At 27.0% G+C, this 11,663-nt stretch carries 14 protein-coding genes; 11 read left to right on the top strand and 3 right to left on the bottom strand.

Going from position 1 to position 11,663, the window contains the following annotated elements:
• Positions 1-88 precede the first annotated feature (88 nt).
• The 7 genes from fldA (at position 89) to AVBRAN9333_RS00740 (ending at position 5,738) form a co-directional block, all read left to right on the top strand.
• On the top strand, positions 89-574 hold the full coding sequence (gene fldA / locus AVBRAN9333_RS00710; protein ID WP_214117907.1) for a flavodoxin FldA: 486 nt from the start codon (positions 89-91) through the stop codon (positions 572-574).
• Between the two features lie 43 nt (positions 575-617).
• On the top strand, positions 618-2,060 hold the full coding sequence (locus tag AVBRAN9333_RS00715; RefSeq protein ID WP_336609132.1) for an ABC transporter substrate-binding protein: 1,443 nt from the start codon (positions 618-620) through the stop codon (positions 2,058-2,060).
• Positions 2,053-2,763: an EI24 domain-containing protein gene (locus AVBRAN9333_RS00720; RefSeq protein ID WP_214117909.1), complete on the top strand. Its 711-nt coding sequence runs from the start codon at positions 2,053-2,055 to the stop codon at positions 2,761-2,763. The genes AVBRAN9333_RS00715 and AVBRAN9333_RS00720 overlap by 8 nt, the downstream gene beginning before the upstream one ends.
• A gap of 64 nt (positions 2,764-2,827) precedes the next feature.
• Positions 2,828-3,019, top strand: a complete 192-nt coding sequence (locus AVBRAN9333_RS00725) for a hypothetical protein (protein ID WP_214117910.1) — start codon at positions 2,828-2,830, stop codon at positions 3,017-3,019.
• 37 nt (positions 3,020-3,056) lie between these two features.
• Positions 3,057-3,884, top strand: a complete 828-nt coding sequence (locus AVBRAN9333_RS00730) for a restriction endonuclease (protein WP_214150618.1) — start codon at positions 3,057-3,059, stop codon at positions 3,882-3,884.
• A 73-nt stretch (positions 3,885-3,957) separates the two neighbouring features.
• Positions 3,958-4,815: a hypothetical protein gene (locus AVBRAN9333_RS00735; RefSeq protein WP_336609258.1), complete on the top strand. Its 858-nt coding sequence runs from the start codon at positions 3,958-3,960 to the stop codon at positions 4,813-4,815.
• 62 nt (positions 4,816-4,877) lie between these two features.
• Positions 4,878-5,738, top strand: a complete 861-nt coding sequence (locus AVBRAN9333_RS00740; RefSeq protein WP_336609259.1) for a hypothetical protein — start codon at positions 4,878-4,880, stop codon at positions 5,736-5,738.
• A 91-nt stretch (positions 5,739-5,829) separates the two neighbouring features.
• On the opposite strand, the gene lepB is transcribed toward AVBRAN9333_RS00740, so the two are convergent.
• Together lepB and AVBRAN9333_RS00750 are read right to left on the bottom strand one after the other, a co-directional pair.
• On the bottom strand, positions 5,830-6,681 hold the full coding sequence (gene lepB / locus AVBRAN9333_RS00745) for a signal peptidase I (protein ID WP_239802705.1): 852 nt from the start codon (positions 6,679-6,681) through the stop codon (positions 5,830-5,832).
• Positions 6,668-7,513, bottom strand: coding sequence for a bifunctional 5,10-methylenetetrahydrofolate dehydrogenase/5,10-methenyltetrahydrofolate cyclohydrolase (locus tag AVBRAN9333_RS00750; RefSeq protein WP_336609260.1), 846 nt, complete (start codon positions 7,511-7,513; stop codon positions 6,668-6,670). Before AVBRAN9333_RS00750 ends, lepB begins: the two co-directional genes overlap by 14 nt.
• 60 nt (positions 7,514-7,573) lie before the next feature.
• On the opposite strand from AVBRAN9333_RS00750, the gene AVBRAN9333_RS00755 reads away from it, so the two are divergent.
• Genes AVBRAN9333_RS00755 through AVBRAN9333_RS00765 form a run of 3 tightly spaced genes read left to right on the top strand, consistent with a single transcriptional unit; the run spans position 7,574 to position 9,432 of the window.
• Complete coding sequence (locus AVBRAN9333_RS00755) at positions 7,574-7,927, top strand: hypothetical protein (protein ID WP_214120453.1); 354 nt, start codon at positions 7,574-7,576, stop codon at positions 7,925-7,927.
• A complete protein-coding gene (hemL, locus tag AVBRAN9333_RS00760) occupies positions 7,917-9,194 on the top strand; it encodes a glutamate-1-semialdehyde 2,1-aminomutase (RefSeq protein WP_214117917.1) in 1,278 nt (425 codons plus the stop codon). The genes AVBRAN9333_RS00755 and hemL overlap by 11 nt, the downstream gene beginning before the upstream one ends.
• Positions 9,187-9,432, top strand: a complete 246-nt coding sequence (locus AVBRAN9333_RS00765) for an AtpZ/AtpI family protein (RefSeq protein WP_336608663.1) — start codon at positions 9,187-9,189, stop codon at positions 9,430-9,432. Before hemL ends, AVBRAN9333_RS00765 begins: the two co-directional genes overlap by 8 nt.
• A gap of 24 nt (positions 9,433-9,456) precedes the next feature.
• Here the strand turns inward: AVBRAN9333_RS00765 and flgH are convergent, their stop codons facing one another.
• A complete protein-coding gene (gene flgH, locus AVBRAN9333_RS00770; protein WP_214117919.1) occupies positions 9,457-10,134 on the bottom strand; it encodes a flagellar basal body L-ring protein FlgH in 678 nt (225 codons plus the stop codon).
• A 69-nt stretch (positions 10,135-10,203) separates the two neighbouring features.
• Here flgH and pta point away from each other — a divergent pair, with 69 nt between their 5' ends.
• Positions 10,204-11,658, top strand: a complete 1,455-nt coding sequence (gene pta, locus AVBRAN9333_RS00775) for a phosphate acetyltransferase (RefSeq protein WP_336609261.1) — start codon at positions 10,204-10,206, stop codon at positions 11,656-11,658.
• Positions 11,659-11,663 lie beyond the last annotated feature (5 nt).

The raw sequence follows: 11,663 nt of genomic DNA on the forward strand, positions 1-11,663 counted from the left end.
TAAGGTTTTTGTAAAAAGAATTTGGTTAATGATTAACAATAATTTCAAATGGTAAAATTATGTCGCAAATCAAATTAAGGAGATAATTATGTCAGTAGCAGTAGTTTTCGGAAGTGCTATGGGAAATACAGAAGGCGCAGCAGAAAAAATTGCAGAAGCACTAGGTGCTGAATTATTAAATATCGCTGATGTTGATGCTGATAAACTAAATGGTTTTGATAAATTAGTTTGCGGAACTTCAACTTGGGGTAGTGGTGACTTACAAGATGATTGGGATTCATTTGATTTTAGTGGTCTAAAATTAGCTGGTAAAACAGTAGCTGTATTTGGTATGGGAGATAGCTCAAGCTATTCTGATACTTTCTGCGGCGGTATGGGTAAATTAGCTGCGGCATTAAAAGAAGCTGGTGCAAATTTAGTTGGAGCAGTTTCAACTGATGGTTATGATTTTGAAGATTCAGAAGCAGTAGTTGATGGTAAATTCGTTGGTCTTGCATTAGATAATGACAATCAAGAAGATTTAACAGACGAAAGAATTGCAAACTGGGTAGCACAAATTAAAGCTAACTTCTAATCACGAAATAGCAAGTTTTTTACTTGCTATTTTAAGGATACTTATGAAAAAGTTTTTATTATTATTTTTAGTATTTTCAATTAATTTTTTATCTGCTGATTTAATTAAAGTAGCTATGAAAAATCAACCAAATAATATAAATCCAATTTATAATCCAAATGATGATTTAGTAAATTTATTATATTTAGGTTTGTTTTATAAAAATAATAATAAAGAATTAATTCCTGCACTAGCTAATTCATATAAAATAAGTAATGATAAATTAAGATACGAATTTGAATTAAAAAAAGGTCTTCATTTTATAAAAAATAATATAGATTTTGGAGAATTTACTTCAGAAGATGTAAAAACTACTTATGAAATAATTATAAATCACTTTTTTAATTCAAATTATAGTAGATTTTATAATAATATTTCTCAAATAAATATAATTGATAAATATAAAGTTGAATTTGTATTGAAGTATCCAGATAATGATTTTTTAAATTCTTTAACGCTAGGAATTATGTCAAAAAATGCTCTTATTAAATATGGTTTAAGTTGGTTTAATAGTGATGCTATTGGTCTTGGTACTTATAATTTAAAGCAATTTAACAACGAACAAATAGTTTTAGTGAAAAATCCTAATGCTATTTTTAAAGCACTTAATGATGGGGTAGTTTTTAAGTTTTATCAAAATGAAGTTCAAATAAAAAATGCTTTAAATAATGACATAATTGATGTTGGCTTGATTAATTATAAAAATATAAAAAATATTGATGATGATTTAGTATATAAGACTTTAGAATCAGATCACGCTATAGCATTACAATTAAATAATAAAGTAATTTATGATAGAAAATTAAGATATGCAATTTCTTTAATTATTTGTAACAAATCTATTTTAAATCAATTACCAAATTTTAGTATCAATAAACATATTTTAAATCTAAATAATAATGGTTGTGATAGAGCAGAAGCTAGAAAAATTATAAATGAATTAGGATTTTATAAAGATAAAAAGAGTATAGAATTAAATATTAATAAAGAAAGCACAGCAAATTATTATAAAAAATTAGATTTACCTTTAAAATTAGAAATTTATGTAGATAAAAACAATAAAGACTACTTAAGTATAGCCGAAAATCTTGCTATGCAATTAAAAGATTTTGGAATATTAACAGATGTATTACAAACCAACAATGATGATAATGAAGCTAGTAAGATTGTAGATATTGAAGTATATGATAGTATTAATTTTGCAACTATTTTAAATACAAATAAGATTAATAAAACTCAAGCAAAAAATACCATAAATCAAGTGCAAGAGAATTATTACAAAGAGTTTCAAGAGCAGATTAAAATGAACCCTTCTTATGTATTTTTGGTAAATTACAATTATTTTTTAGCTTATAATAAAAAAATTAAAGGTATTGAAAATATGCCAATAGGATTTAATGGAAACGGATTATTTTCTCAAGTAATTAAGTGGTATAAATATGAATAATTTCATTATTAGCCTAAAAGATTTTTTTACATTTAGATTTTTAGCATTTTCTTTATTTCCACTAATTATAAGCTCAATTATATTTATTAGTTTATTAACACTTGCATTTAGTTATGTTAGTAGTTTAGATTTTAACGAAGAAGCTTTTAACTTTTTTTTAGGTGCGATGATACTACACGCCATACAAATATTTATTATGATAATTACTATTTCAGGTGGCGGTTTTTTAGCTTTATATTTATCTATATTTTTTGCTTTAGTTATTACTTCATTTTTAACTCCAATGATAGTTAGAGAAATCAATTTAAAGCATTATAATTACAATAAATTAGATGAAATAGGGTTAATTCAAATAACTTGGCTTTTGTTTAAAATCGTATTGAAATTCTTATTTTTTTTATTTTTTGTGCTTTTATTTCACATAATTCCTATATTAAATTTCATAGCATCATTTTTAATGTTTTGCTTAATGTTTTATTTATTTTTTAATTTTTTAATTTACGATGTGGCTAGTTGTGTTTTAAATAAAAATGATTTTTTAAGTTTTAAACCTTTTAAATTTAAATATATTTTTTGCGTATTTTTATTTTATTTGGCTTCAAATATTCCTTATGTTGGGTTTTTTCTACCTGTATTTTTTGTAATATTTCTAGCTCATTTATTATTTCAAAATGAATTAAGATTAAAACAGCCTTTAAATTGATTAAAAATAACTTTTATATTTTGATTTTTTTGTAGTATTTAATTTTATTTTTAAGGAGATTATTATGGTTTTAAACAATGAAATTATTTGTAATGTATGTAGTCTAAAAGCTAGCGAAGACGAGCACGCAGTATTTATTAGAGCTCATAAAAACAATAAGCCAGTAGATATTTGCACAAGTTGTATTCCGAGCGTAATTCACGGCTCTGGAATGGTTGTAAAAAGTGATGAAGAAATCATTAAAGATTTAGATTGATTTTAGGAATTTCATTTGAAATTCCTATGGTAATTGTATGTTATTTAGCATTTTAGAATTTTTACATAATTACTATGGCTTAATAATAACTATTTTTTATTTCATATTACTTGGTATATTCGTTTTATTTATAAAAAAGGCAGAAAAATTTATAAATGATAAAAATAAAGAAATTCAAACATTAAAAATAGATAAAGAAGATTACGAAGATACAAAAACTGATAAAAATATTTTGCTATACAAAAACTATAAATATGAAGAAGAATTATTAAAACTCAAAGATGAGTTAAAACGATTACAGACTTTAACAACTTCAGATATTAATAAAATAGCCATTGAAAAAGCACAAGAATTGATATTAGAAAAAGAAAAAGATTATGAAGAAAAATTAAAAGAATTAAATAGATACTATAAGCTAGAAAAAGATAAACTAATTCAGTCTTATGAATTAAAAATAAGTGAAGAAAAAAACGCACAAAATAAAATCAAATTAGAAAATATCAAAAAAGGCAAAAATTACGAATATCAAATAAAAATATACTATGAAAATATAGGTTATAAGGTTTTTCCAAATGGTTTTGTAAATGGTAAAAACGACAAAGGCATAGATTTAATAGCGTATAAAAATAGTGAAATAAGGCTAATTCAATGCAAGTGCTACACAAATCCACCAAAACAATATCTGCTTAGAAAATTTATAGGAGATTGCGAAGTTTTTATTAGAAACAATCCATCATTATGTGATAATAAAATAATTTATAAAGATTTTATAACAAGCTGTAATGATAAAGATTACGGAGTAGTGTGTTATTTAAGAGAATATCCAAATGAAATAAATTATCAAATCATTAACTATATAAATTAAAGCATTAAGACAATAAATAATAGATTAATAATTTTTTGTTTGCTATAATTAATCTTATTTTTAAAGGTAGGATATGAATGAGTTTTTAATATATCTAACATATTTTTTAGATAATTTACATGATTTAGCTAGTGGGATTATTAGTATTTTAATTCCTATACCATATGCAAGTTTTATTACTTACCCTATTGTTTTTACTCTTACTTTATTTATAGGATTAAAGCTCTATCCTAGATTTATAATAGCTTTATATATTTTATTTTTTTATTTGGTTATAAGAATTGGGCTTATTGATAGAGATGCCGGTGGGTGGTTTGTAGTTTTACAACTATTGCTACCAATTATATTTTCACTATTAATTTGGTGGTTTTATAAGTTAATAATGAAACAAAATCAAAAATTTATTAAAGTTATCTTTTATTTTTTCTCATTTTTAATGATTGCTTTTCACGGAATATTATTCATAAGTCATTTTAATTTACAGCAAAGTCCAAAGCACGAAGTAACAGAACTTAAAAAACCAAATACCTTATTATTAAGCACAATTAAAAAGCAAAACTATACGATAGATGGTAAGTTTTTTAAAAGTGTAAATTTAATAGTTGATAAAGAAGTGCAATTATATGAAAATTATAAAAAATATGAAAAAATTTTTGAAGAAGAAGCTTCAGAATTACCAACTAGACTTAGCAAAGATAAACTAATAAATTATGATATTTATGGTTATTATAAACCTTGTAGTTATGCAATAACAAATTTAAATAATTTGAGTTTAGAACTTAGCCCTAATCTTAATAGAATTTATGATTCTTTTACTAGGTTATTTATTGATAACTATTATCTTAGTTTAGGTAATTATTATAGAAGAGGTAGTTGCTCTAATGATGTTTATCAAAATTATTTAAATAAATTAAAAGGAGAATTAAAATGAAAACAAGTTATAAAAATGTTAGTAATTTTTATAATTAGTTTTATTAAATATAAAGGATAAATTTGAATATAGATAATTTAAAAGATTATAAAATAAAAAACGATTATTTATATAGTTTAGAGCTTATTAGATTTATTAGTGAAATTTTCGTAATTTTAATTTTATGTCGCATAATTTATGTTGGTATAGATAATTTAATTTTTTTATATAATAGACCAGAACGAATAATGTCGGATTTGTGGTGGATAAAAAGGATGGATGAAGCAATACTTCGTAGCATATTCTTTATTATATTCTTTTTAAACCTTAGACAAATAAAAAGACTTAGATTTGTTAAAAATAATGATTTTTATATTAGCGTAGATAATGAAAAGATATATTTTGAAACATATACAATAGATAAAGAAGGTCTTTTTGGTATAGCAAAAAGTTACAAAAAAGTAACCACAACAATAAATAAAAGTGATATAGTTTTTAGATTGCAATCCAAACGACCTGCTTTAGCGTATTCATATATATTCAATAAAGACGCTTTCAATACTCAAGAAATGGAAGTAAAAAATTTAAATCATAAATCAGATTTTATATTAATTAGAATATTATTCTTTCCTATACTTATATTTTTTGTAATATTAGATATTTTATCAAGTTATTTAATATTGTTTTTATTAAATGGTAAAAACTTAAAAACTTACACAATATATCAAACTAAAACTAAGCTAGTTTCATTGCCTTTTGTTGATGATTTATCAGTTTATTTTTTATACACAGAGTTTAGACAAAAGTATTCTGCAATGAGTAAAGGTGGCTATGAAATGGAAGCAAAAGAAGAAGCACAATCGCTAGGTGAAAAATATATAGTAAAACAACAAAAGAAAATTGAAAAGATTTTAAGTGAAAAGTCTTCAAATACAATTAAATAATTTTAATTTTTATATAAATTACTTTTAAAATATAATGTATTATAAAATAAATTCTAATTCAAATCACAAGAATTTGAATTAGATATTTTTGTCAATCAAGAGAATTAATATCGCTTATTTCGTGATGGATATATCTTTCATCGTTTTCTAAGGTATCAACGCTTTTAAACATTCTTTCCCAGCGGATATTATAATCATCATCCCAGCTTAGATAAACAAACCAAGGCTTACCTTCAATATATTTATAATCTACACTTCCCCAAAAGCGGCTATCATTTGAGTGGTCGCGATTATCACCCATCATAAAGTATTCATTGCTAGGCACCTTATAATAATACGCTTTAATATCACTTCTTAATTCACTAACATAAATTGGCTTCATTACAAATTCACCCTTAGCCATAAAGTATTCTATGACCTTATCAAAATCCACTCTTTCATCATAATGAATACCCTTTTTAGTATAAGGCTCTTTTATGTATAATTTGCCTTGTAAAATCACTTGTTTATTAGCAGGATAATTTGCTCTCATGTATTCATCTCCTTCGTGCATTCTTACATAAAGGGTCTTATTTGCAAATATTATCTCATCATCTCCTAAAGCAACGCAGCGTTTAACATAATGTAGCTTTGTATTGTGCGGATACAAAAACACCACTATATCATCTCTTTTAGGCTTAGCATAGCTTAATAAATGCCCATCGCCTTTAAAATCAGGCAACACAGGAACTTCTAGGAATGGAATTCTAGGAGTTGGTATCCCGTAGGCGAATTTTTTTACAAATAAATGATCTCCTACTAAAAGTGTGTTTTTCATAGAGCCACTTGGTATTGTAAAAGCTTGAGCTACGAAAAATATAAAAATAAGAACAAATACAATAGTCCCCGTCCATGAATTCCAAAAATCAACTAATTTTTGCCATTTTGTTTTATTTTCTTGCATTTTCTTCCTTTTTTAATCTTGCTTCATATGTGTTTTGCATTAGTGCATAAATAGTCATAGGTCCTACTCCGCCAGGAACTGGAGTAATCATACTAGCTTTATTACTTGTCTTAAGATAATCTCCTGATAGTTTTTTGCCATCAATTTCTTTGCAAATCCCAACATCAATTAAAATAGCTCCATCTTTTATAAAATCATCATTTATTAGATGAATTACACCTGTAGCACTTATTAAAATATCAGCGTTTAAAGTATGCTCTTTTAAATCTTTTGTATATTTGTGGCATACGCTAACACTTGCACCTTCATTAATCATCATAGCAGCAAGTGGGCGACCTACTATGATACTATCATTTATTATGCAAATATTTTTGCCTTTTACACTGATACCATAATGCTTCATCAAAATATCAATTCCAAGCGGGGTGCAAGCATAAAAATGTGGTTTTAAATTCGCTAAAACTAAACCTAAATTAAGTGGAGTAAAACCATCTACATCTTTAATAGGATTTATAGCGTTTATGATATTGTCTTTATTAATATGATTTGGTAAAGGTAGTTGCACTAAGATAGCATCTACACTATCATCATCATTTAAATCTCTTATGATTTTTAATAATTCTTCTTCGCTAATATTACTATCTAGCTTATAATCTTTACTAATTATTCCTAATTCATTACAAGCTTTTAATTTACTTCTTACATAAACCCCACTAGCATAATCATCTCCTACTAAAATTACAGCTAAGCAAGGTTTGGTTTTTAGCTCATTAATTTTGAGTTTTAATTGTGCGTATAATTCTTTGCTTAATTTTTTTCCATCTAGTATCAATTTGTAACCTTTATAAAAATAAAGATTGTATTATAACCCTTAAAAACAACGGATTATAAAATGAAATCAAAATTAATATTATTAGTTTTTAGCGTATTTGTTTATGCTAATAGTGATTTTTTAAGCAAAGATGAATATCAATTAAGCTTGTATCAAAACCCAAGGGGAATTGGTTGTGATAAATGTCACGGGCTTGATGGAAGTGAGCAAATATTTGCTACTTATAAAGAAAATGGAAAAACCATTCAAGTAATAATCCCTAGTATTAAAAATATTAGTTATGAGAATTTTTATAAAGCCTTAGTTAGTAAAACAAGTTCAAAAAATATAATGCCAAATTATTATTTAACAAATGAAGAAATAAAAAATTTATACTTATATATCAAGAAAAAAGGAGAAAAAAATGACAAATAAAGAAGCTTTCGCACAAGCACAAACATTAATAGCAGGTGGGGTTAATTCTCCTGTAAGAGCATTTAAAAGTGTAGGTAGTGAGCCTGTATTTATAAAAAAGGGCGATGGTGCTTATATAATTGATATTGAAGATAAAAAATACCTTGATTTAGTTCAAAGCTATGGACCTTGCATTTTAGGACACGCTGATATAAATGTAACAAACGCTATTATTAATGCAGCAAAAGATGGCACAAGTTATGGTGCTCCTACATTGGCTGAAAGCAAATTAGCACAAAAAGTTATATCGTTATATCCTGCAATAGAGCAAATTAGATTTGTAAATAGTGGGACAGAAGCTACTATGAGTGCAATTCGCTTAGCAAGAGCTTATTCTAATCGTGATGGGCTTATTAAATTTGATGGTTGTTATCACGGACACGCTGATATGCTTTTAGTAAATGCAGGAAGTGGCTTGGCTACTTTTAATACTCCAAGTTCAAGTGGAGTTAGTAAAAACGCTGTAAAAGATACTTATACAGCTAAATACAATGATATAGAAAGCGTAAAAGAGCAAATTGCTATAGCAAAGAGTAATGGTAGTGAAATAGGTGTGATTATTATTGAACCAATTGCAGGAAATATGGGTTTTGTCCCTGCTAAAAAAGAGTTTTTAGAAGACCTTAGAAAGCTTTGTGATGAATTAAAAATCGTTTTGATTTTTGATGAAGTTATGAGTGGTTTTAGAGCTGCTTTAGGTGGGGCTTTAGAGATTTATAAAGTTGTGCCTGATATGGTTTGTTTTGGCAAGGTTATTGGTGGGGGACTTCCTGTTGGAGCTTACGCTGCAAAAAAAGAAATTATGCAACTTCTAAGCCCACTAGGCGGAGTATATCAAGCAGGAACGCTAAGTGGAAATCCACTTGCAATGGCAGCAGGTATTGCAAATCTTGAGCAATTAAACGATGATATTTATAAAAAATGTGACAAATGGGCAAAAAATGCAATTAATGCTATGCTAGATGAGAGTAAAAGTGCAGGAGTGCCTTTTGTAGCTAAAAATATAGGTTCAATGTTAGGATTTTTCTTTAATGAAAAATACCCATTAAATTACGATGACGCTAAGACAAGTGATACAGCTAAGTTCTCAAGATTTCATAAAATTATGCTAGAAAATGGAGTAAATCTTGCACCATCAACCTATGAAACTGCATTTATTTGCTCTAAGTTTGAAGATAAAGAATTTGAAATATTTATAAATGCGTTCAAAAAGGCTATTCGTGCATAACGAAGAAAATAAAAGAGCTAAAAAAGTAAAAAGTGTAATAGACGCTGCAAATCATCTAAGCTTAGGTATTAGCATTGTAGTTGCAGTGCTAATTGGCGTTGGTTTAGGAATTTTACTTGCTAAGATTTATAAGCCTTTATTTTTTGTAGGACTTGCGTTTGGAATAGCAGCTGCAATTTCAAATGTATATAAGGCTTATAAATTATTATTAAAAATCAACGAAGATGATAAGAAATAAAGTCTTTTTAACCTTAAATCAAGGTTAAAAAGGCCAAATAGTTTCAACTGCTTTTGTTCCCCAAGGTTTTTTAGTAGCTTTATCAATTTCGCCTTGAGTTGAATAAAGTATTTTAGCGTCTGCTATGTATTTGCTCTCAATTGTGTTTTGACCTGTTATATCATAAGGTCTAATTACTCCAGAGATTTGAACGATTTGTTTTTCTCCGTTTATTAATAATTGTCTTTTTCCTTCAATAAAATAATTTCCATTAGCTAATACCTTTATTACCCTAGCACTAATTGTTGTTTGAAATTTTTCATTTCTACTAGCTTGACCACTACCACTAAAATCTGAATTATTTTTTGTTTGAAAGCCAATATCTGCTGATTTATTAAGACTTGATAATAATCCTGCAAAAACTCCGGAATTTAAATTAGCATTAGAAGATTTATTCGTGCTTTTACTAGCTTTGCTACTTTGGCTTGTGTCTTCTTTAATAATTATCGTAACTATATCATTTACATTCATAGCTTTATTATCGCTAAAAAGTGGATTAGAGCCTTTTCCAAAAAGTGAGCCTGGACTTCCTAAATTATTATCAGCCTTAGGTTCAATTTGCTCTACATATGTTGGAGCTTTCATATCCATTTGCGGATCAGCCAAACCACAACCCGAAATTAACAAAGGGAAAACAAAATATTTTATGTAATTTTTTTTCATATTTTCTTCCTTATTTATTAATATTTTAGGCATATACTCTAGCGAAAATTAATCAATGAAGGAGTAGCAATGAATGCGATTTACTTTCAAAAACAAAGCAGGGAAAGTTTAGATAATCTTGCTATAAAATTATCAAAAAAATATTCAAATATTGTTGTTTTCCAAGCACTTGCTTGTGAAGACGGGGTGTGTGGTTTAAATAAATTATCAAAAGAGCATAATATAAAAACTGAATACTTATACGATAGTGCAACAGGCGTTAAAGAGTATTTAAAAAATGAAAATGCTTTTTATAAAAATATAATCATTAAAGTTAATGAATTAAAAGCTAAATATGATTTTGTATTAGTTGCTAGTTTTGGAGTTTTTGGTGGTCTTGATACTTTTTGGATAAATCTAAAACTAAGTAAAGAGCTTAATTTAAATTATGTAATTGATAATGATTTAACCAAATTTGAGTTTGCTAAAATTCATCATAAATACGCAAGTTTATATAATGAAAATACAAGCTTAGATGAGTTATTAAATCTTAAAAAACCTGATTATATAAGTCCAATGGCATTTGAAGTTATGCTAGAGAGCAAGGCTAAAGAAAATATTAAAACCATAGTTTTACCAGAAGGAAATGACGAGCGTATTTTAAAGGCTGCTAGTATTTTATTAGAAAGCAAAGCTGTTAAATTAATTATCTTAGGAAACAATAAAGAAATAGCACAAAAAGCTAGTGATTTAGGTATAGATTTAGATGATGTTAAGACTTATAATCCAGGTAATTCATCATTAGATGATGAATGTGCAAATGCACTTTATGAAGCTAGAAAATCAAAGGGAATGAGCCTTGAACAAGCAAAAGAGCTTATAAAAGATAGAAATTATTTTGGAACTTTATTAGTTCATTTAGGCTACGCTGATGCTATGGTTAGCGGGGCTGCATGTTCAACTGCTGATACAATTCGCCCAGCTCTTCAAATAGTTAAAACTAAACCAGGTGTTAAGAGTGTAAGTGGTGGATTTTTTATGTGCTTAAGTGATAAGGTTTGGTATTTTGCTGATTGTGCAGTAAATCCTAATCCAACTCCTGAAAATCTAGCCGAAATTGCAAGTGTTAGTGCAGCTACTTATAAGGCTTTTGGTTTTGAGCCAAGAGTTGCAATGCTATCTTATTCAACTGCAAATAGCGGTAGTGGAGTAAGCGTTGATTTAGTAAAACAAGCGTGCGAATTAGCAAAATCTTATGAGGGATTAAATTATGATGGTCCTATACAATTTGACGCAGCAGTAGATATTGCAACAGCAAGTAAAAAAATGCCTGATAGCAAAGTAGCAGGAAAGGCAAATGTATTTGTATTCCCTGATTTAAATGCAGGAAATATAGCTTATAAAGCAGTGCAAAGAAGTGCAGGGGCTATTGCGGTTGGTCCTGTTTTGCAAGGTTTAAACAAACCTATTAATGATTTAAGTAGGGGTTGTTTGGTTGAAGATATTGTAAATACATGCTTAATTAGTGCAATTCAAGCACAATAAATTAT

It is taken from the genome of Campylobacter sp. RM9333, assembly GCF_020137705.1.
Classification (GTDB): Bacteria; Campylobacterota; Campylobacteria; order Campylobacterales; family Campylobacteraceae; genus Campylobacter_E.